The following is an 18,863-nucleotide window of genomic DNA, read 5'->3' on the forward strand; positions in this document are numbered from 1 at the left end:
CACCGTGCCGACAACAGAGTCGGAAAGTTCAGCCGAGGTGTTCCATGGATATCATCGAAACTATTAAAGAGCAGATTGCCAACAACACCATTCTGCTCTACATGAAAGGCTCGCCGAATGCCCCGCAGTGCGGCTTCTCCGCAAAAGCCGCTCAGGCCGTAATGGGCTGTGGTGAGAAGTTCGCTTACGTGGACATCCTGCAAAACCCAGAGATTCGCGCCAACCTGCCCAAGTACGCCAACTGGCCAACTTTCCCACAACTGTGGGTGGCCGGTGAGTTGGTCGGCGGTAGCGACATCATGGCTGAAATGTTTGCCAATGGTGAGCTGCAGAGCCTGATCAAGGCTGCTGCCGAAAAAGCGGCTGCCAAGACCGAAGCCTGACGCGAACTGCTTATTCGCGTTCAATAAAAAGCCCCGCCTCTCTTACGAGGGCGGGGCTTTTTTATTGCTTGGGCGTTGGTTACTCGTCGCCCATTTGCGATTGCAGGTAGTTCTCGATACCCACTTTGTCGATCAGGCCCAATTGGGTTTCCAGCCAGTCGATGTGTTCTTCTTCGGATTCCAGAATGTCTTCCAGCAGTTCACGGCTGCCGAAGTCGCCAACCGACTCACAATGAGCGATGGCGACCTTGAGGTCGGCGTGGCCGGTGCGTTCGATGCGCAGGTCGCACTCGAGCATTTCCTTGGTGTGTTCGCCGATGTGCAACTTGCCCAGGTCCTGAACGTTGGGCAGGCCTTCGAGGAACAGGATGCGCTTGATCAGCTTGTCCGCATGCTTCATCTCGTCGATGGATTCGTGGTACTCGTGCTTGCCCAGCTTGTTCAGGCCCCAGTCTTCATACATGCGTGCATGCAGGAAGTACTGATTGATCGCGACCAGTTCATTGGCAAGGATTTTATTGAGATGCTGGATGACTGTAATGTCGCCTTTCATGTTGGGGTCCTGCCCTTTAATTAGTGAAATAAGAGCAGAGTCTGAGCCGCACAAACATTACTGTCAAACCTAAGTTATTGAATAATATATGAAAATTAATCGGAATAAGAATGTTTGTGTTCCGCGTTTTGCACCTAAGCGATTGAATTACAGACATAAAAAAACCGGACGCTAGGTCCGGTTGTTTCAAATGCGGCTATTTATTCGGCACATCAAGCAACATTAAATTCCACGGGGTAGGGAATGGCTGCTTGGCTGCTCTGCAATTCGGTCAGGGTTTCGCGAACCACTTGTTTGGCCAGGCACGCGCATTTGCCGCATTGGCTGGCGACGCCGGTGGCCTGGCGCACTTCACGGTAGCTGCAGCAACCTTCGTAGATCGCTTCGCGAATTTGTCCGTCGGTGACACCGGTGCAGAGGCAGACATACATAGGATGAGAACCGTCGCTGGTTAGGGCTCAATTGCGATGGATCTTAATGTTAACGAGAATGATTGTCAAAGTGGTTTCGGCCGCCTTTGCGGTCGTTTCATCCCGGGGTGACGAACGGTTTTGTTAGCGATGGTGACAGATGATTCGCATTTTCCGCTTTGTGAGCCGGGCTGACGAAAAACCGTTAAGGACAGCTCAAAGACGCGGTGTATGATGGTCGGTCCTTGCGAAGCGGGGTCGGGTCACAGAGCTGTCGCATCTGCGTGGCAGACTCAAGGCCAATCCCCTTCTTCATTACTACGTCCACACCAGGAGATATCCAATGAGCGTACTCGTAGGCAAACAAGCCCCTGACTTCACCGTACCGGCCGTTCTCGGCAATGGCGAAATCGTCGACAGCTTCACCCTGTCCTCGGCCATCAAAGGCAAATACGGCCTGGTGTTCTTCTACCCACTGGACTTCACCTTCGTTTGCCCGTCCGAGCTGATCGCTCTGGACCACCGCATGGCCGACTTCAAGGCTCGCAACGTAGAAGTGATCGCTGTTTCCATCGACTCGCACTTCACCCACAACGCCTGGCGCAACACCCCGATCAATGCCGGTGGCATCGGTCAGGTTCAATACATCATGGCCGCTGACATGAAGCATGACATCGCCAAGGCCTACGACGTCGAGTCCGAAGGCGGCGTGGCGTTCCGTGGCGCATTCCTGATCGACGACAAAGGTGTTGTCCGTTCGCAGATCGTCAACGACCTGCCGCTGGGCCGCAACATGGAAGAGCTGATCCGTCTGGTCGACGCTCTGCAATTCCACGAAGAGCACGGCGAAGTCTGCCCTGCCAACTGGAAGAAAGGCGACAAGGGCATGACCGCTTCGCCAGAAGGCGTTGCTGCTTACCTGAGCGAGAACGCCGGCAAGCTGTAAGGCTTGGCGTCACGCATAAAAAAACCGGCCTCAGGGCCGGTTTTTTTATGCGGGCGATTCAACTCGACCAGGGAACGATCAGTCGTCGAAATCCTGCCAGCCGCCCATTTGCTTCCAGCGGTTGACGATGCCGCAGAACAGCTCGGCGGTTTTCTCGGTGTCGTAGCGGGCCGAGTGGGCCTCGCGACCGTCGAAGTCGATGCCGGCGCTCTGACAGGCCTTGGCCAGAACGGTCTGGCCGTAAGCCAGGCCCGCCAGGGTGGCGGTGTCGAAGCTGGAGAACGGGTGGAACGGGTTGCGCTTCATGTCCAGGCGTGCCACGGCGGCGTTGAGGAAGCCCAGGTCGAAGCTGCTGTTGTGGCCCACCAGGATCGCGCGTTTGCAGCCATTGGCTTTCAGCGCCTTGCGCACGCCGCGGAAAATATCGGTGAGGGCGGCTTCTTCGCTGACGGCCATGCGCAGCGGATGGTCGAGCTTGATCCCGGTGAACTCCAGGGCCGCTGCTTCAATGTTCGCGCCTTCAAAAGGCTCGACACGGAAGAAATAGGTGTGTTCGGGGAACACAAAACCCTTTTCGTCCATGCCGATGGTGGTCGCGGCAATCTCCAGCAGGGCGTCGGTGGCCGAGTTGAACCCCCCGGTTTCTACGTCGACGACTACCGGCAGGTAACCGCGAAAGCGCGCCGCCATCGGATGGCGGGGGCCGCCACTGCTGCCGTCTTGTTCGTCGTCGAAATGGTCGTCACTCACGAGTGATCCTCCTGCAGGCGCCAGCGCAGTTTTTCACCGGCGCGCAGCGGAATGACAGTCAGCTCGCCGAACGGCAGGCTGGCGGGGGCGGTCCATTCTTCACGAACCAGGGTAATGCTATCGGTGTTGGCCGGCAGGCCGTAGAAGCGCGGACCGTTGAGGCTGGCAAAGGCTTCCAGCTTGTCCAGGGCATTGCGCTGTTCGAACGCTTCGGCATACAGCTCGATCGCGGCGTAGGCGCTGTAGCAGCCGGCACAACCGCAAGCGGCTTCCTTGGCATGCTGGGCGTGGGGCGCGGAGTCGGTGCCGAGGAAGAATTTCTGGCTGCCGCTGGTGGCCGCATCCAGCAGGGCTTCCTGGTGGGTGTTGCGCTTGAGGATCGGCAGGCAATAGAAGTGCGGACGAATACCGCCCACCAGCATGTGGTTGCGGTTGTACAGCAGGTGGTGCGCGGTGATGGTGGCGCCGACGTTGGCCGAAGCCTCGTTGACGAACTGCACGGCTTCACCGGTGGTGATGTGCTCGAATACCACTTTCAGGCTGGGGAAGCGCTCGACCACACGACGCATGTGCTCGTCGATGAAGATTTTCTCGCGGTCGAAGACGTCGACCTCGCCACGGGTCACCTCACCGTGGATCAGCAGCGGCAGGCCGACTTCGGCCATGGTTTCGAGCACCGGGAAGATCTTGTCGATGCTGGTCACGCCCGAATCCGAGTTGGTGGTCGCACCGGCCGGATACAGCTTGGCGGCGTGCACGAAGCCACAGGCCTTGGCCGCGCGGATCTCGTCCGGCTGAGTGCGGTCGGTCAGGTAGAGCACCATCAGCGGCTCGAAGCGGCTGCCGGCCGGGCGCGCAGCGAGAATGCGCTGGCGATAGGCGTCGGCTTCCACGGCGTTGCGCACCGGAGGTACCAGGTTGGGCATGATGATGGCGCGGCCAAAGGTGCGCGCGACATCTGCGACTGTATTGGGCAACACGGCACCATCGCGAAGATGAATATGCCAGTCGTCGGGACGCAGCAGGGTCAGGCGGTCGGACATGGGAGGTTCCAGGCGGGTAAAACTCGGGGGGAATGCTACCGGAAAAGACTCTTCCAGGCACTCGCTATCAAGTTTTGCGACGAGCAACCGATATCCCGAAGGTATGGCGTATTAACGCCTGTCGATTTTTCTGTTGTACACGTCAGTGGAGCCTCCCGTGCGCCAGCGTTATCTAGCCTTGCTCAGTGTGTTTGCCAGCCTGCCCGCGATGGCTCTCACTTTCCAGACCCGTCTGGAGAGCATTGAGTGGACGGTCGAAGGTGACAAATTCGAGTGCCGCCTGATCCAACCAGTGACCGATTTCGGTTCCGGCGAGTTCGTTCGCCGCGCCGGCGAGCAGGCGATCTTCCGTCTCAAGAGCTTCAACCCGATGCAGGCGGGGGGCTCGGCGACTCTACTGGCGGCGGCGGCGCCCTGGCAGCCGGGACGGGGCGACATCAACCTCGGAGCGGTCAAGGCCGGCACCGATGGAGTGCTGTTCAACAGCAACCAGATGCAGGCCGGGCGCTTGATCATCGGGCTGCTGGAGGGGCGCAGCCCTGTGGTGCGCAATTATTCCCGCGAGGGCGGAGTGTCCGAAGTGCGCCTGTTGCCGGTGAAGTTCAGCAAGGCGTATGGCGACTATCAAAGCTGCATGGCCAAGCTGCTGCCGATGAACTACGAGCAGGTGAAACAGGGCGAGATCGGTTTCCCGGGAGGGGGTATCGAGCTCGATGCCCGGGCCAAGGCCAAGCTGCAGGTGATGGTGGACTTCATCAAGGCCGACCCGACGGTCAACCACGTTGAACTCGATGGCCACTCGGACAACAGCGGCAATCGCTTGACCAACCGTGACCTGTCCCGTCGTCGTGCCCTGGCGGTAATGGAGTTCTTCAAGGCCAACGGCCTGGCGGAAAACCAGATCGTGGTGCGCTTCCATGGCGAGCGTTACCCTCTGGCGCCCAACACCAATGCCGCCAACCGGGCGAAGAACCGTCGGGTCAACGTGCATCTGGAGCGGGTAGCACCCACCGAGAAGCCGGCTCCAGCGCCCCAGGCCGCCTCTGGCTCCAGCGCTGCTGCGACCTCCTGATACGGCTGTCATCGTCGCGCGCTCGACATAATCTGTCGCTTGGTCGTCATAAGCTGTCGCGCCACTGTAAATTATCCGCGTGGATCGGTAGACTTGGCGGCTTTCCGTACAACCCCGTGGAGTGATGGCATGGCGGACGTTAACAAGGTCGTTCTGGCGTATTCGGGCGGCCTGGACACTTCGGTGATCCTCAAGTGGCTGCAGGATACTTACAACTGTGAAGTAGTGACTTTCACTGCTGACCTGGGCCAAGGCGAAGAGGTCGAGCCGGCCCGCGCCAAGGCGCAAGCCATGGGCGTCAAAGAGATCTACATCGACGATCTGCGCGAAGAGTTCGTGCGTGATTTCGTCTTCCCGATGTTCCGCGCCAACACCGTCTACGAAGGCGAGTACCTGCTGGGTACTTCCATCGCTCGTCCGTTGATCGCCAAGCGTCTGATCGAGATCGCCAACGAAACCGGCGCCGACGCCATTTCCCATGGTGCTACCGGCAAGGGCAATGACCAGGTGCGTTTCGAGCTGGGCGCCTATGCCCTCAAGCCGGGCGTGAAAGTGATCGCTCCCTGGCGCGAGTGGGACCTGCTGTCCCGCGAGAAGCTGATGGATTACGCCGAGAAGCATGGCATTCCAATCGAGCGTCACGGCAAGAAGAAGTCGCCGTACTCGATGGACGCCAACCTGCTGCACATCTCCTATGAAGGCGGCGTGCTGGAAGACACCTGGACCGAGCACGAAGAAGACATGTGGCGCTGGACCGTCTCCCCGGAGAAGGCTCCTGATACCCCGCAGTACCTGGAACTGACCTACCGCAACGGTGACATCGTCGCCATCGACGGCGTGGAAATGACCCCGGCTACCGTGCTGGCGACCTTGAACCGCATTGGTGGCGAACACGGCATCGGTCGTCTGGACATCGTCGAGAACCGTTACGTCGGCATGAAGTCCCGTGGCTGCTACGAGACTCCGGGCGGCACCATCATGCTGCGTGCCCACCGCGCGATCGAGTCCATCACCCTGGACCGCGAAGTGGCTCACCTCAAAGACGAGTTGATGCCCAAGTACGCCAGCCTGATCTACACCGGCTACTGGTGGAGCCCTGAGCGCCTGATGCTGCAACAGATGATCGACGCTTCCCAGGCTCACGTGAACGGTGTAGTGCGCCTGAAGCTGTACAAGGGCAACGTGATCGTGACTGGTCGCAAGTCCGATGAGTCGCTGTTCGACGCCAACATCGCCACCTTCGAAGAAGACGGCGGTGCTTACAACCAGGCGGACGCAGCTGGCTTCATCAAGCTCAACGCCCTGCGCATGCGTATTGCCGCCAACAAGGGACGGACTCTGATCTGATCCCGAGTTGTTGAGAAAGAGCCCCGCTATATGCGGGGCTTTTTCTTGCCTTCGATTAAGTCAGCGGCGTGTTGCTGTAGGCCAGCGGTTTGATAGAGAAGTTGATTGAACAGAATGAAGTTAGTGATGGCGGACTTGGCCACGCTTGTCGCTGAAAAAGAGGGTTGGGTTTGCGAATTTTTAGTACGAAAAGTAGCTGATTTGAAGATTAATCCTAAGCGCCTTTTCCCTTGAACGACCTTTATCTAATTTATTTTGTAAGGTAAATCGGTATTGTTTGTAAGGATCGTCCTCGTAGGGTCGTAGCCCCTTTTGGCACGGTGTCAGAGTCAATTCTCTGGGGTATTGTGCGGGCTCTAAAAAACTCTAAGTACCTGGATGGACCTATGAAAAGAGTATTGATCGTGGACGATCATCCTGTTGTTCGCCTCGCTGTTCGCATGCTGATGGAACGTCATGGTTTTGAAGTAGTAGCCGAAGCAGATAACGGCACGGACGCATTAAAGCTGGCTCTTGAATATCTTCCCGATATCTTGATTCTGGATATTGGCATACCGCAACTTGATGGACTTGAAGTTATAGCTCGCCTCATGTTCAGAAGTTTGCCGATCAAGATCCTGGTGTTGACGCTGCAAGCGCCAGGGCCCTTTTCCATGCGCTGCATGCAGGCCGGCGCCGCCGGTTACGTGTGCAAGCAGCAGGACATTACCGAGCTGATCAGTGCGGTACGGGCGGTACTGGCGGGCTACAGCTACTTTCCCAACGAGGCGTTGCACACTTTTCGTTCCAGCCAGGGCATCAGCAGTGAGGAAGAAATGATCGAGCTTCTTTCCGGACGTGAGTTGATCGTATTGAAGCAGCTCACCAACGGCATGAGTAACAAGGAGATCGCTGAAGGCCTGTGCCTGAGCAACAAGACGGTCAGTACTTACAAGCGACGGTTATTGGCCAAGCTCAATGCGCGCTCACTGGTTGACCTGATCGAGTTTGCCCAGCGCCATCAGTTGGTCTGAGTCTTGTCGTCCGAGATGGTGCTGGACTGTCAGGCCTGAAAGTACGGATCGGGCCGGTCATGCCGGGAGGCTGACCGGCCGGACATGACGGCAAGACAGGCACAAAAAAACCTCCGTATGGAGGTTCTTTTGCGACTAAAGGTCAAAGTCGTAATCGGCCAGTTGTTTCTGCAGACGCCGCTCTTCCAGAAGATTGTCGATGGTGCGGCGCTTGCTCAGATTGGTTTTCGCCACTTCGACCACCGGTTCGACATCGTCTGTTTCCGCGGCGATGAAGTCTTCTTCTACGTCCAGTTGTTCTTTGCCAGTGCTCATAAGGTCAACTCCAGGCTAAGACTGCCATTGGCGCCCCTTATATCGATATTCTCCTGGCGGGTAAAAAAGATTTTTTCAATCGATTCATCGGCAAAATCAATGCTTCCTCAATCGTCGGAAGTCTTCTGCTTGTATTCGCACAGGTCTTCTATTCGACAGCTGCCGCAACGTGGCTTGCGGGCCAGGCAGACATAGCGTCCATGCAGGATCAGCCAGTGATGGGAGTCCAGCAGGAACTCCTTGGGCACGAACTTGAGCAGCTTTTTCTCCACTTCCACCACGTTCTTGCCCGGGGCCAGACCGGTGCGGTTGCTGACCCGGAAAATGTGGGTGTCCACCGCCATGGTCAACTGCCGGAAGGCGGTGTTGAGGACCACGTTGGCGGTCTTGCGCCCGACGCCGGGCAAGGCTTCCAGTTCCTCCCGGGTCTGTGGCACTTCGCCGTTGTGGCGTTCCACCAGCAGGCGGCAGGTTTCGATGACGTTCTTGGCCTTGCTGTTGTACAGGCCGATGGTCTTGATGTACTCGGACAGGCCTTCGACTCCCAGGGCATGGATCGTCGCGGGTGTATTGGCCACGGGGAAGAGTTTGGCGGTCGCCTTGTTGACCCCGACGTCGGTCGATTGCGCCGAAAGAATCACCGCGATCAGCAATTCGAACGGCGAGGAATAGGCCAGTTCGGTCTTGGGCTCGGGGTTGTCTTCATGAAGTCGGCGAAATATTTCCAGGCGTTTGGCGGCATTCATGGGTGGTTCATTTCCTTGAAGACTGTCGGTTGAAGGGCGATGAGGCGGTCCAGGCCCGCTTTGCCGCCAACAACAGGCCCAGCAGGATAAAGCCCCCGGGGACCAGAGTCAGCAGGCGCAAGCCGCCCTGGGGCAGCAGCACCCAGCCGGTGCTGTCGCCGCTCAGGCCGACAAGCCAGCCCAGATGGCTGCCCAAGGCGCCTGTACCCAGCAGTTCGCGCAGTGCGCCCAGCAGTGCCAGGGCGCCACAGAAGCCGGCGGCCAGGCGCAACCGATTGCGGTGCTGGAAGAAGCCCGCCTGTTCCAGCATCACGCATTGCAGGGGCAGCAGGCCCAGGTACAGGCTCAACTGCTGGTGCAGTTCATAACTTAATGCTTGCAGCGCCAGCCACAGGCAACTGCCGAGGGACGCTCCGAGCAGCAGGCTGGCGAACCACTGCTGCTGGCGTTGCAACTGTGCCCGCAATAGACCCATGCCGGCTCCGAACAAGCTCAGCAGCAGCCCGGATGCCAGGGCCAGGCCCAGGGCCTTGACCCAGGAATCAGTGGCCCCGATCAACGGCGTCAGCATCAGCAGGCCCGGCAATGTCAGCGGCTTATTCATGGGCGGCCTCCGGGAGCAGTTGCTGGCGATGTTCGTCGAAGTAGCGCAAGGCATCGTGTAGGGCACTGATGACCGCGCGGGAGGTGATGGTGGCGCCGGCGATCTGATCGAACTGGCCGCCGTCCTTCTTCAGGGCCCAGGCGGCATCGCCCGGATCACTGCGGGACTTGCCGGAAAAACCCTGCAACCAGGGGTTGGGCTGATCAGCGATCCTGGCGCCCAGGCCGGGGGTTTCATCCTGTCTCAGGGTCTTGCTGCCCAGCAGCCGGCCCTGGCTGTCAATGGCGATCAAAAGCTCGATGGGGCCGGCGTAGCCGCTCACCTGACTGCGCAACAGCACGGCGCTGGGGTGGCCCTGAAGAGTGGCCAGGTAGCCCTGCAACAAGCGGCTGTTGTCCAGTTGCACATCCTCAAGAGGCAGTGGCTGCTCCAGGGGCTGGTTGTCGTAGCGAGCGACGGGCAGCAGGTCGAGCAACTTGCGCGCCTGCTGCGCCCGTTGTTCAGCGGCGATACGTGGCGCCGCAACCCCATGTAGCCACAAGGTCGCCGCCACCCCCACGAAACCGATCAGGGCCAGCAGGAGCAGACCGCCGGATTTTTTCATGCTCAAGCGTTCTCCCGTTTTGCCGCGCACAGGCGTTCCAGTCCCGGCACTGTCAGATTCATCAGCAGCACGGCGAAGGCGACGCCGTCGGGGTAGCCGCCCCATGTCCGGATCAGGTAAGTCAGCAGGCCGACGCCGACGCCAAACAGCAGCCGGGCTTTTTCCGTCTTGGGTCCCGATACCGGTTCGGTGACGATAAAGAATGCGCCGAGCATGCTGGCGCCGCTGAGCAGATGAAACAGCGGTGAACCGTGGGAGTCCGAGCCCGTACCGTTCCAGCACACCAGGCTGATGACCAGGAGGCTGCCCAGCATGCCCGCCGGCGCCTGCCAGCCGATGACCCGCTGCTGCAGCAGAAACAGGCCTCCGGCAAGAAATCCCAGGTTGATCCATTGCGCGGCACGACCGCCGAAATGGCCGAAGGCGGGGTTGCTGGCAAAGAGTTCGTCGAGGGTCAGGCTCTTGTTGACGCGCAAACTGTCCAGCGCCGTGGCTTGGGCCCAGGCATCCACTTGCAGGCCGTCAGAGAGGCCGAACACCTGTTGCAGTCCCGCGAGCAGGTCCATGGCGTGCGGCGCGGGCCAATGGGTCATCGACTGGGGAAAGCACAGCAAGGCCAGGGCGTAACCGAGCATCGCCGGATTGAACGGGTTCTGGCCGACTCCGCCGTACACCTGCTTGCCCAGGGCAATGGCAGCTGCCGCGGCGCTGAGCGGCAGCCACCAGGGGCAGTAAGGTGGCAACGCCAGGGCCAGCAATGTGGCGCTGACCAAGGCGCTGCCATCGCCAAGGCCGGCTGACAGCGCACGCTTTCTCAGGAACAGCGCCAGGGCTTCCATGGCCAGGGCGCCGCATGCCGCCAGCAACAGGTTGAGCAGCACGCCCCAGCCGAACCACCACAGCAATACCAGCAGCCCGGGCAGCGTGGCCAGCAGCACGCGTTGCATGGCCTGGCGCAGGCGCGGGTCGACGCCGTCAGCGGTCAGCATGGGCCTTCACCTGGCGTTCGGCTTCGTGCAAGCGTGCCTGAGCCTCGGCCAGTTGCTCGGCATGGGTGCCAGGCTGGCGCTGCAGTTTGTGCAGTTCGGCGCGGGCGTAGGCCAGTTCGGTTTTCAGTTGCCGCAGTTGGGGATCGATCGGGCGCTTTTCGACACGCACCAGGACTGGGGCCGGTTTGCCGCTGGCGTCCTCGGCGGCGTGCAGCGCCTGTTCGGCGGCCGCCAGGGCGGCGCTCAAGGCTTGTAGCTCGGCGTCGGAGGCGTGCGCGGCCTGGGCCTTTTTCAGTTCGGCGCGGCGGGTGGCCAGCTGGATCTTTGCCCGCTTGAGTTCGGCGTCCTTGGCCACTGGGGCCGCGGTAGCCGCCGCTGGAGCTGCCGGCTCCAGCTGCGCCAGGGCCTGTTCGGCGGCTTCGAACTGACGCTGCAGAACGATGAGCTGCGTTTGCTGCTCGAAGGTCGGTGGATGGCCGAAGGCCTTGAGGGATTTGTGCAATTGAGCCCGGCTCATGGCCAGCTCGATCTTGGCTTTTTTCAGCGCCGCGTCGGCGGCCGCGGCTTTCTGCGCGCGGACCCGCTCGATGGCGGCCTGCAGCGGATTCTGGCTGTCGTCGACAGCCTGTGCGGCTTTCTGCGCACGCGCCTGACGCTCGGCCAGGCGCCGGGCTTCTTGCCGTTGCAAGCGCTCGTTGCGTTGTTCGAAGCGCCGACGCGCCTGCTCGCGCTTGCTGTTGCGGGCCTGCAGTTGCTCGGGGCTGGTGGCCAGGCCGCCAACAATCGGTACCACCTTGGCTTCTGGGAGCGGCAGCATGTCGATGCAGTCCACCGGACAAGGCGCCACGCACAGGTCGCAACCGGTACATTCGTCGATCAGCACGCTGTGCATGAATTTGGCCGCGCCGACGATGGCGTCCACAGGGCAGGCCTGGATGCACTTGGTGCAGCCAATGCACTCTGCCTCGCGGATATGGGCGATCTGTGCCGGCGCTTCGCCGCGGCTGCGGTCCAGCTCCAACACCGGCAATTGCAACAGTTGCGCCAGGCCGGCAATGGTTTCCTGGCCGCCGGGCGGGCACTTGTTGATGGCCTCGCCGTTGGCGATGCCCTGGGCGTAGGGCTTGCATCCTGGATGGCCGCACTTGCCGCATTGGGTCTGGGGCAGGAGGGCATCGATGCGTTGAATCAGACTCATGTTTTGATCAGTCCGTTGAAGCCGAAAAACGCCACTGCCATGAGGCCGGCGCTGATCAGGTCGATCGGCAGGCCGCGCCAGGGCAGGGGAATATCGTTGGTGGAAATACGCTGGCGCAGGTCGCTGAACAGGCTCAGCACCAGCCAGAAACCCAGTCCGGCCCCCAGGCTCATGGCGCTGAGGGTGGCCAGGTCCAGATCGTCCCGGGCGCCGATCAGCAGCAGGCCGAGCATGCCGGCATTGCCCAGCAGCAAGGGCCAGAGGCCTTCGAACGGCAAGCGCGGCAGGACGCGGGACAGCAGCCTCAGCAGCGGCTTGATCAGCAACAGGCTCAATGGCAGCCAGATGAACAATTGCAGCGCCGCCAACCCCCAGGGCTGCAGCAGCCCACGATAAAGGACATGCCCCAGCACGCTGCTGAGCAGCATCAACCCCGTGGTCGCCAGCCCCAGCGCATGAACCCGTTGTCGGTTGCTAGCGTCGGCCTGCAACAGCGGATCGACGCCCAGCGGCCATTGCAACACGAAGTTGTTGATCAGGGCGGTGCTGAACAGGGCGAGCAGGAAGTGGGTCATGGTGGCGGCCGGTACGGGCAGGCTATCCCTCAAGAGTAGGCAAACTCTGCGCGCACGCAGGGGCGCCAGATATGCAAATCCCCCCGTTGCGCCTGGGCACGACGGGGGGATGGGGGCAGCGTGGAGGCTTACTTGATCCGCTGGCCGGGCTTGGCGCCGCTGTCCGGGCTCAGCAGGTAGATCTCTTCGCCGCCAGGGCCGGCAGCCATCACCATGCCCTCGGAAATGCCGAACTTCATTTTCCGCGGCTTGAGGTTGGCGATCATCATGGTCAGGCGCCCATCGAGCTTGGATGGGTCCGGGTAGGCGCTCTTGATTCCGGAGAACACGTTGCGTTGCTCATCACCGATATCCAGGGTCAGGCGCAGCAGCTTGTCGGCACCTTCCACGGCTTCGGCCTTGACGATCAGGGCGACGCGCAGGTCGACGGCGGCGAAGGTGTCGAAGTCGATTTCCGGCGACAGCGGATCCTTGGCCAGTTCGCCGTTGCCGGCTGGCGCGGCGGCGCCGGTGTCGGTCTGGCTGGCGGTCAGGTCTTCTTTCGAGGCGTCGGTCATGGCTTGGACTTTTACCGGGTCGATCCGCGTCATCAGCGGCTTGAATTCGTTGAGCTGATGGTTGGCCAGCAGGTGCTGGTGGTCGTTCCAGGTCAGCGGCGCGACGTTGAGGAAGGCCTCGGCATCGGCGGCCAGCAGTGGCAGCACCGGCTTGAGGAAGATCACCAGTTGGCGGAACAGGTTGATGCCGGTGGCGCAGATGGCCTGGACCTCGGCCTGCTTGCCTTCCTGCTTGTTCAACGACCATGGGGCCTTGTCGGCGATCCAGGCATTGGCGCGGTCGGCCAGGGCCATGATTTCGCGCATGGCGCGGGCGAAGTCGCGGGCCTCATAGGCGTCGGCGATGCTGGGCGCGGCGGCCAGGAAAGCCTCGGTCAGCTCGGGGGCGGCATTGCTGTCGACCATCAACCCGGCGTTGCCCTTGTGGATGAAACCGGCGCAACGGCTGGCAATGTTGACCACCTTGCCTACCAGGTCGGAGTTGACCTTCTGCACGAAGTCTTCGAGGTTCAGGTCCAGGTCGTCGACGCCACGGCCCAGCTTGGAGGCGTAGTAGTAGCGCAGGTATTCCGGCGACAGGTGCTCCAGGTAGGTGCGGGCCTTGATGAAGGTGCCGCGGGACTTGGACATCTTCTGGCCATTGACGGTCAGGTAGCCGTGGACGTTGATGCCGGTCGGCTTGCGGTAGCCGGCGCCTTCCAGCATCGCGGGCCAGAACAGGGCGTGGAAGTTGACGATGTCCTTGCCGATGAAGTGGTACAGCTCGGCGGTGGAGTCCTTGCCCCAGAACGCGTCGAAATCCAGCTCCGGACGACGGTCGCAGAGGTTCTTGAAGCTGGCCATGTAGCCGATTGGCGCATCCAGCCACACGTAGAAGTATTTGCCCGGCTCGCCCGGGATCTCGAAGCCGAAGTACGGCGCGTCGCGGGAGATGTCCCACTGCTGCAGGCCGGCATCCAGCCATTCGGCAATCTTGTTGGCCACGGCGTCCTGCAAGGTGCCGCTGCGAGTCCAGCTTTGCAGCATCTGCTGGAAGTCCGGCAGCTTGAAGAAGAAGTGCTGGGAATCCTTGAGCACCGGGGTGGCGCCGGAGATCGCCGACTTCGGATCCTTCAGATCGGTGGGGGCGTAGGTGGCGCCGCATTTTTCGCAGTTGTCGCCGTACTGGTCCTCAGTGCCGCATTTCGGGCAGGTGCCCTTGATGAAGCGGTCGGCCAGGAACATTTTCTTTTCCGGGTCGAAATACTGGGTGATGGAGCGAGTGGCGATGTGCCCGGCGTCGCGCAGCTTGAGGTAGATCTGGCTCGACAGCTCGCGGTTTTCTTCGGCGTGGGTCGAGTGGAAGTTGTCGAAGTCCACCAGGAAGTCGGCAAAGTCGGCGCTGTGTTCGGCCTGGACGTTGGCGATCAACTGTTCCGGGGTGATGCCTTCCTTTTCCGCGCGCAACATGATGGCCGAGCCGTGTGCGTCGTCGGCGCAGACATAGATGCATTGATTGCCGCGATGCTTCTGGAAGCGCACCCACATGTCGGTCTGGATGTACTCAAGCATGTGGCCAAGGTGGATGGAACCATTGGCATAGGGCAGGGCGCTGGTGACGAGGATCTTGCGTGGCTCGGACATGGGGCTCGGCTACTTGATGAAACGGAGGTCGGCCACTATAAAGCGCCGAGAAATATATTTCACCCTGTGAGCCCGGTTTTCCACGGCTGTCGTGGCCAGTGACGAGGGCCCCGCATGTTGTTTTGGCATCCCGCCCGCGCCACGGAACAGGTAGGATAGCCGCCTGATTTTCCAGTCTTGTTATCGGAGTTGCCCATGAGCGCCGTCAATCGCGCAGCGGTGGAAGCCGTCCTTCGCCAGTACACCGACCCTTACCTGAACCAGGACCCGGTCAGCGCCGGCTGTGTGCGGGATATCGACGTCCAGGGCGAGCGGGTCACGGTCCGCATGGAACTGGGTTATGCCGCCGGTCTGTTCAAGAGCGGCTGGGCGCAGATGCTGCAACTGGCCATCGAAGGCCTGGATGGCGTGAGCTCGGCCAAGGTCGAAATCACCAGCGTGATCGCCGCACACAAGGCCCAGGCGCAGATCCCCGGCCTGGCCAACGTCAAGAACGTGGTGGCGGTGGCGTCCGGCAAGGGCGGCGTGGGCAAGTCCACCACCGCCGCAAACCTGGCCCTGGCCCTGGCCCGCGAAGGCGCCAAGGTGGGGATTCTCGATGCCGATATCTATGGGCCGAGCCAGGGCATCATGTTCGGCATCGCCGAAGGCACCCGGCCGAAGATCAAGGACCAGAAGTGGTTCGTGCCGATCGAGTCCCACGGGGTCGAGGTCATGTCCATGGCCTTTCTGACCGACGACAACACGCCGATGGTCTGGCGCGGGCCGATGGTTTCCGGGGCCCTGCTGCAACTGGTGACCCAGACCGACTGGGGCAACCTCGACTACCTGGTGATCGACATGCCGCCAGGCACCGGCGACATCCAGCTGACCCTGGCGCAGAAAGTCCCGGTGGCCGGCGCGGTGATCGTCACCACGCCCCAGGACCTGGCCCTGCTGGATGCACGCAAGGGCGTGGAGATGTTCCGCAAGGTCAACATCCCGGTGTTGGGCGTGGTGGAAAACATGGCGGTGCACATCTGCTCCAACTGCGGTCATGCCGAGCATCTGTTCGGTGAGGGCGGCGGTGAGAAGCTGGCCAGCCAGTACGGTGTCGAGCTGCTGGCCTCGCTGCCGCTGTCGATGCTGATCCGCGAGCAGGCCGACGGTGGCAAGCCGACGGTGATCGCCGAGCCGGAAAGCCAGATCGCCATGGTCTATCAGGAACTGGCGCGGCACGTCGGCGCGCGCATCGTATTGCAGGAAGCCGCAGCGCCGGCGATGCCCAACATCACCATCAGCGACGACTGAAACCCCGGCGTCATGTAGGAGCCGGCTTGCCGGCGAAGGCGCCCTCAAGATCGCTTTCGCCGACAAGCCGGCTCCTACCGTTGCGATGACAGGATCAGACCCGCAGGCCGCCGTCCAACTCCAGGATGCGTCCGGTGTAGTAGTCGTTCTCGAAGATGTACGCCGCCGAGTGGGCGATCTCTTGCGGCTTGCCCATGCGCTTGAGGGGAATCCCCGAGGTCATTTTCTCCAGGGCTTCGGGCTTCATCCCCAAGGTCATCTCGGTTTCGATGAAGCCCGGGGCAATGCCGGCCACGCGGATGCCATAGCGCGCCAGTTCCTTGGCCCAGGTCACGGTGGCCGCCGCGACCCCGGCCTTGGCCGCGGAATAGTTGGTCTGGCCGATATTGCCGGCGCGGGAGATCGACGAGATGTTGATGATCGCGCCGCTGTTGTTCAGCTCGATCATTTTCGCCGCCACCTCACGGGTGCAGAGGAAGACCCCGGTCAGGTTGACGTCGATCACCGCTTGCCACTGGGCCAGGCTCATCTTGGTCATCTCGCCGTCCTTGACCTTGACCAGCAGGCCGTCGCGCAGGATCCCGGCATTGTTGATCAGGCCGTGGATGGCGCCGAAGTCCTCGGCCACCTGGGCCACCGTGTGGCTCACCTGTTCTTCATTGGCGACGTTGCACAGATAGGCGCGGGCCTCGACGCCGAGGGCCTGGCAGGCGGCAACCGCCTGGTCGAGTTTTTCCTGGTTGAGGTCGACCAGGGCCAGTCGCGCGCCCTTGGCCGCGAAATACTCGGCCATGGAGCGGCCCAGACCTTGGCAACCGCCGGTGATAATGATTACTTTGTCAGTGAGTTGCATTCGCATGTCCCGCTAGCAGGTCTTGAGAGGTTGTCCTTTTGGCAGAGCCTCGACCGACTGCCGGGCCTGGCCTGGCTGCAGACGAGAATTGCCCCACTGGCGTAGCTGGAACAATGCCCCAGGCGCCCGTCCGTTTTCGACGGATTTTACAGAAGGAGTCATAAAGTGAGCGTTGAAGCTGCGAAGAATGCACGAGAATTGCTGCTCAAGGAATACCGCGGCGTGTTGTCGACGCACTCCAAGGCCATGCCGGGTTTTCCTTTTGGCTCCGTGGTGCCCTACTGCCTGGATGCCGAGGGGCGGCCACTGATTCTGATCAGTCGCATTGCCCAGCACACCCATAATCTGCAGAAGGACTCCAAGTGTTCGTTGCTGGTGGGTGAGCGCGACGCCGACGATGTGCAGGCGGTCGGGCGCCTGACCTACCTGGCCGAAGCCGAGAAGCTTGAAGACGATGCAGCCATCGAGGCCGCCGCCGAGCGTTACTACCGCTACTTCCCCGAATCGCAGAACTATCACAAGGCTCACGATTTCGACTTCTGGGTACTTAAGCCCGTCCGGCATCGCTACATCGGCGGCTTTGGCGCGATCCACTGGATTGATCAGGTGACCCTGGCCAACCCGTTCGCCGGCAAGGCCGAGTCGAGCATGGTGGATCACATGAACAGCGATCATGCCAAGGCCATCGCCCATTACGTCGAGCTGAGCGGGCTGCCGCACAGCGAGCCGGCGCAACTGGCTGGAATCGACACCGAGGGCATGCACCTGCGCATTGGCCAAGCGTTGTATTGGCTGCCGTTCCAGGCGCCTTGCAATACGCCGACACAAGTACGCGAAGCCCTGGTTTTCCTGGCTCACGCCGATCAATGGCCGAAAAATCCGGCCGTTGGCGCTTGAATTCACGAATTGGCGACGTCATTTACGGTCTACTGGAAGGCATTCTTCCGCAGAGGAAACCATTTGATGCGCCCTTTTCTGTTGCTCTTTTTACTGTTCCCGGTGCTGGAGCTGTTCGTCTTCGTCAAGGTCAGCGCGGCCATCGGGTTCTTCCCGGCGCTGCTGCTGATCATTCTCGGTTCGATGCTCGGTGTGCTGGTGTTGCGCGTGGCTGGCCTGGCCACGGCACTGCGTGCCCGTGAAAGTCTCAACCGCGGTGAACTGCCGGCCCAGCAGATGCTTGAAGGGCTGATGCTGGCCCTGGGCGGCGGCCTGCTGATCCTGCCCGGCTTCATCAGTGATGTGTTCGGTCTGTTGATGCTGCTGCCGATCAGCCGCCGCTTGCTGGCCAACAAGATGCGCCAGCGCGCCGAGGAACAGGCCCTGCGCCAACGCGCCTTCGCCGACGACATGCGCGCGGCCCGTGGCGGCCCCGCGCCGCAACAGCCGTTGGGTCGCGAGCCCAATGTCATCGAAGGTGAGTTCGAGCACCGCGATTCATGAGTTTTCAGCCTTAAAGCACGGCACCTTCGGGTGCCGTGTTCGTTTTGGCGCGGGCAATGTAAAAAAATTCATCAGCCAGCCCTTGTAATAACCTTATGCGCCCTTATGTAACGGTCACCGCAAGGTTTCTGGTGCTGACACCAGACAGACTTCCGCGGCTCGCTTGTCGAGTCGCACCCGGCACAGCCGGATTTGTTAACCCGCCGGTATCGACACCGGCCGTTGAAAACCACAATTAGGAGAGATCGACAATGAAGCTTCGTCCTCTGCATGACCGCGTCGTCATCCGTCGCAGCGAAGAAGAATCGAAAACTGCCGGCGGCATCGTTCTGCCTGGTTCGGCTGCTGAAAAACCTAACCGCGGCGAAATCGTCGCTGTAGGTACCGGCCGTGTGCTGGACAACGGTGAAGTACGTGCGCTGGCCGTGAAAGTGGGTGACAAAGTGGTGTTTGGCCCTTACTCCGGCAGCAACACCGTGAAAGTCGATGGCGAAGATCTGCTGGTAATGGCCGAGAACGAGATTCTCGCTGTTATCGAAGGCTGATTTCCCG

General features: G+C 61.0%; 22 protein-coding genes. 9 read left to right on the forward strand and 13 right to left on the reverse strand.

Going from position 1 to position 18,863, the window contains the following annotated elements; genetic code table 11:
• Positions 1–44: 44 nt before the first annotated feature.
• The gene (gene grxD / locus BLV47_RS05955) at positions 45–383 is read left to right on the forward strand and encodes a Grx4 family monothiol glutaredoxin (RefSeq protein WP_011063114.1); all 339 of its coding nucleotides are present in this window, start codon (positions 45–47) and stop codon (positions 381–383) included.
• A 79-nt stretch (positions 384–462) separates the two neighbouring features.
• On the opposite strand, the gene bfr is transcribed toward grxD, so the two are convergent.
• Entirely contained in the window at positions 463–936 is a 474-nt protein-coding gene (bfr, locus tag BLV47_RS05960; RefSeq protein ID WP_092311010.1) for a bacterioferritin, read from the reverse strand.
• A 212-nt stretch (positions 937–1,148) separates the two neighbouring features.
• Positions 1,149–1,367 (reverse strand): bacterioferritin-associated ferredoxin, encoded by a 219-nt coding sequence (locus BLV47_RS05965; RefSeq protein ID WP_011063112.1) that lies wholly within the window; start codon positions 1,365–1,367, stop codon positions 1,149–1,151.
• Between the two features lie 322 nt (positions 1,368–1,689).
• On the opposite strand from BLV47_RS05965, the gene BLV47_RS05970 reads away from it, so the two are divergent.
• Positions 1,690–2,292 carry a peroxiredoxin gene (locus BLV47_RS05970; protein ID WP_007922432.1) on the forward strand — a complete coding sequence of 201 codons (603 nt, stop codon included), beginning with the start codon at positions 1,690–1,692 and terminating at the stop codon, positions 2,290–2,292.
• Between the two features lie 78 nt (positions 2,293–2,370).
• Here the strand turns inward: BLV47_RS05970 and rnt are convergent, their stop codons facing one another.
• Entirely contained in the window at positions 2,371–3,042 is a 672-nt protein-coding gene (gene rnt, locus BLV47_RS05975; RefSeq protein WP_016965320.1) for a ribonuclease T, read from the reverse strand.
• Positions 3,039–4,085 (reverse strand): dihydroorotase, encoded by a 1,047-nt coding sequence (gene pyrC, locus BLV47_RS05980; RefSeq protein WP_092311013.1) that lies wholly within the window; start codon positions 4,083–4,085, stop codon positions 3,039–3,041. Before pyrC ends, rnt begins: the two co-directional genes overlap by 4 nt.
• Positions 4,086–4,242: 157 nt before the next feature.
• Between pyrC and BLV47_RS05985 the strand changes: the two genes are divergently transcribed.
• The 3 genes from BLV47_RS05985 to BLV47_RS05995 all read left to right on the forward strand — a co-directional run bounded on the left by BLV47_RS05985 (position 4,243) and on the right by BLV47_RS05995 (position 7,517).
• Positions 4,243–5,157 (forward strand): flagellar protein MotY, encoded by a 915-nt coding sequence (locus BLV47_RS05985; RefSeq protein ID WP_060844472.1) that lies wholly within the window; start codon positions 4,243–4,245, stop codon positions 5,155–5,157.
• A gap of 129 nt (positions 5,158–5,286) precedes the next feature.
• Complete coding sequence (locus tag BLV47_RS05990; protein WP_016965323.1) at positions 5,287–6,504, forward strand: argininosuccinate synthase; 1,218 nt, start codon at positions 5,287–5,289, stop codon at positions 6,502–6,504.
• Positions 6,505–6,890: 386 nt separating this feature from the next.
• Positions 6,891–7,517 carry a response regulator transcription factor gene (locus BLV47_RS05995; protein WP_092311016.1) on the forward strand — a complete coding sequence of 209 codons (627 nt, stop codon included), beginning with the start codon at positions 6,891–6,893 and terminating at the stop codon, positions 7,515–7,517.
• Positions 7,518–7,652: 135 nt separating this feature from the next.
• On the opposite strand, the gene BLV47_RS06000 is transcribed toward BLV47_RS05995, so the two are convergent.
• From BLV47_RS06000 to metG, 8 genes are all read right to left on the reverse strand, one after another.
• Positions 7,653–7,832 carry a PA3496 family putative envelope integrity protein gene (locus BLV47_RS06000; protein ID WP_016965325.1) on the reverse strand — a complete coding sequence of 60 codons (180 nt, stop codon included), beginning with the start codon at positions 7,830–7,832 and terminating at the stop codon, positions 7,653–7,655.
• Positions 7,833–7,939: 107 nt separating this feature from the next.
• Entirely contained in the window at positions 7,940–8,578 is a 639-nt protein-coding gene (gene nth, locus BLV47_RS06005) for an endonuclease III (protein ID WP_092311019.1), read from the reverse strand.
• A gap of 7 nt (positions 8,579–8,585) precedes the next feature.
• The gene (locus BLV47_RS06010) at positions 8,586–9,182 is read right to left on the reverse strand and encodes an Rnf-Nqr domain containing protein (RefSeq protein WP_092311022.1); all 597 of its coding nucleotides are present in this window, start codon (positions 9,180–9,182) and stop codon (positions 8,586–8,588) included.
• Complete coding sequence (locus tag BLV47_RS06015; RefSeq protein WP_092311025.1) at positions 9,175–9,786, reverse strand: RnfABCDGE type electron transport complex subunit G; 612 nt, start codon at positions 9,784–9,786, stop codon at positions 9,175–9,177. Before BLV47_RS06015 ends, BLV47_RS06010 begins: the two co-directional genes overlap by 8 nt.
• Positions 9,787–9,788: 2 nt before the next feature.
• Positions 9,789–10,775 (reverse strand): RnfABCDGE type electron transport complex subunit D, encoded by a 987-nt coding sequence (locus tag BLV47_RS06020; RefSeq protein ID WP_092311028.1) that lies wholly within the window; start codon positions 10,773–10,775, stop codon positions 9,789–9,791.
• The gene (gene rsxB / locus BLV47_RS06025; protein ID WP_092311031.1) at positions 10,762–11,973 is read right to left on the reverse strand and encodes an electron transport complex subunit RsxB; all 1,212 of its coding nucleotides are present in this window, start codon (positions 11,971–11,973) and stop codon (positions 10,762–10,764) included. Before rsxB ends, BLV47_RS06020 begins: the two co-directional genes overlap by 14 nt.
• On the reverse strand, positions 11,970–12,548 hold the full coding sequence (locus BLV47_RS06030) for an Rnf-Nqr domain containing protein (protein ID WP_092311034.1): 579 nt from the start codon (positions 12,546–12,548) through the stop codon (positions 11,970–11,972). The genes rsxB and BLV47_RS06030 overlap by 4 nt, the downstream gene beginning before the upstream one ends.
• Positions 12,549–12,676: 128 nt before the next feature.
• A complete protein-coding gene (metG, locus tag BLV47_RS06035; RefSeq protein WP_092311037.1) occupies positions 12,677–14,728 on the reverse strand; it encodes a methionine--tRNA ligase in 2,052 nt (683 codons plus the stop codon).
• A gap of 195 nt (positions 14,729–14,923) precedes the next feature.
• Between metG and apbC the strand changes: the two genes are divergently transcribed.
• Complete coding sequence (gene apbC / locus BLV47_RS06040) at positions 14,924–16,018, forward strand: iron-sulfur cluster carrier protein ApbC (RefSeq protein WP_092311040.1); 1,095 nt, start codon at positions 14,924–14,926, stop codon at positions 16,016–16,018.
• A 94-nt stretch (positions 16,019–16,112) separates the two neighbouring features.
• Here apbC and BLV47_RS06045 read toward each other — a convergent pair whose 3' ends face one another.
• A complete protein-coding gene (locus tag BLV47_RS06045; protein WP_092311043.1) occupies positions 16,113–16,871 on the reverse strand; it encodes an SDR family oxidoreductase in 759 nt (252 codons plus the stop codon).
• 165 nt (positions 16,872–17,036) lie between these two features.
• On the opposite strand from BLV47_RS06045, the gene BLV47_RS06050 reads away from it, so the two are divergent.
• The 3 genes from BLV47_RS06050 (at position 17,037) to BLV47_RS06060 (ending at position 18,856) form a co-directional block, all read left to right on the forward strand.
• Positions 17,037–17,768 (forward strand): HugZ family pyridoxamine 5'-phosphate oxidase, encoded by a 732-nt coding sequence (locus BLV47_RS06050; RefSeq protein ID WP_092311046.1) that lies wholly within the window; start codon positions 17,037–17,039, stop codon positions 17,766–17,768.
• A gap of 66 nt (positions 17,769–17,834) precedes the next feature.
• Complete coding sequence (locus BLV47_RS06055; RefSeq protein ID WP_011063094.1) at positions 17,835–18,311, forward strand: FxsA family protein; 477 nt, start codon at positions 17,835–17,837, stop codon at positions 18,309–18,311.
• Positions 18,312–18,562: 251 nt separating this feature from the next.
• Positions 18,563–18,856, forward strand: a complete 294-nt coding sequence (locus BLV47_RS06060) for a co-chaperone GroES (protein WP_011063093.1) — start codon at positions 18,563–18,565, stop codon at positions 18,854–18,856.
• Positions 18,857–18,863 lie beyond the last annotated feature (7 nt).

It is taken from the genome of Pseudomonas saponiphila, from assembly GCF_900105185.1.
GTDB lineage: Bacteria > Pseudomonadota > Gammaproteobacteria > Pseudomonadales > Pseudomonadaceae > Aquipseudomonas > Aquipseudomonas saponiphila.

What these genes read in the sequence shown, in the direction of transcription:
- grxD (WP_011063114.1), top strand. Translation starts at nt 45, where the DNA reads ATGGATATCATCGAAACTATTAAAGAGCAGATTGCCAACAACACCATT.
- bfr (WP_092311010.1), bottom strand. Translation starts at nt 936, where the DNA reads ATGAAAGGCGACATTACAGTCATCCAGCATCTCAATAAAATCCTTGCC.
- BLV47_RS05965 (WP_011063112.1), bottom strand. Translation starts at nt 1,367, where the DNA reads ATGTATGTCTGCCTCTGCACCGGTGTCACCGACGGACAAATTCGCGAA.
- BLV47_RS05970 (WP_007922432.1), top strand. Translation starts at nt 1,690, where the DNA reads ATGAGCGTACTCGTAGGCAAACAAGCCCCTGACTTCACCGTACCGGCC.
- pyrC (WP_092311013.1), bottom strand. Translation starts at nt 4,085, where the DNA reads ATGTCCGACCGCCTGACCCTGCTGCGTCCCGACGACTGGCATATTCAT.
- BLV47_RS05990 (WP_016965323.1), top strand. Translation starts at nt 5,287, where the DNA reads ATGGCGGACGTTAACAAGGTCGTTCTGGCGTATTCGGGCGGCCTGGAC.
- BLV47_RS05995 (WP_092311016.1), top strand. Translation starts at nt 6,891, where the DNA reads ATGAAAAGAGTATTGATCGTGGACGATCATCCTGTTGTTCGCCTCGCT.
- BLV47_RS06000 (WP_016965325.1), bottom strand. Translation starts at nt 7,832, where the DNA reads ATGAGCACTGGCAAAGAACAACTGGACGTAGAAGAAGACTTCATCGCC.
- nth (WP_092311019.1), bottom strand. Translation starts at nt 8,578, where the DNA reads ATGAATGCCGCCAAACGCCTGGAAATATTTCGCCGACTTCATGAAGAC.
- BLV47_RS06010 (WP_092311022.1), bottom strand. Translation starts at nt 9,182, where the DNA reads ATGAATAAGCCGCTGACATTGCCGGGCCTGCTGATGCTGACGCCGTTG.
- BLV47_RS06015 (WP_092311025.1), bottom strand. Translation starts at nt 9,786, where the DNA reads ATGAAAAAATCCGGCGGTCTGCTCCTGCTGGCCCTGATCGGTTTCGTG.
- BLV47_RS06020 (WP_092311028.1), bottom strand. Translation starts at nt 10,775, where the DNA reads ATGCTGACCGCTGACGGCGTCGACCCGCGCCTGCGCCAGGCCATGCAA.
- rsxB (WP_092311031.1), bottom strand. Translation starts at nt 11,973, where the DNA reads ATGAGTCTGATTCAACGCATCGATGCCCTCCTGCCCCAGACCCAATGC.
- BLV47_RS06030 (WP_092311034.1), bottom strand. Translation starts at nt 12,548, where the DNA reads ATGACCCACTTCCTGCTCGCCCTGTTCAGCACCGCCCTGATCAACAAC.
- metG (WP_092311037.1), bottom strand. Translation starts at nt 14,728, where the DNA reads ATGTCCGAGCCACGCAAGATCCTCGTCACCAGCGCCCTGCCCTATGCC.
- apbC (WP_092311040.1), top strand. Translation starts at nt 14,924, where the DNA reads ATGAGCGCCGTCAATCGCGCAGCGGTGGAAGCCGTCCTTCGCCAGTAC.
- BLV47_RS06045 (WP_092311043.1), bottom strand. Translation starts at nt 16,871, where the DNA reads ATGCAACTCACTGACAAAGTAATCATTATCACCGGCGGTTGCCAAGGT.
- BLV47_RS06055 (WP_011063094.1), top strand. Translation starts at nt 17,835, where the DNA reads ATGCGCCCTTTTCTGTTGCTCTTTTTACTGTTCCCGGTGCTGGAGCTG.
- BLV47_RS06060 (WP_011063093.1), top strand. Translation starts at nt 18,563, where the DNA reads ATGAAGCTTCGTCCTCTGCATGACCGCGTCGTCATCCGTCGCAGCGAA.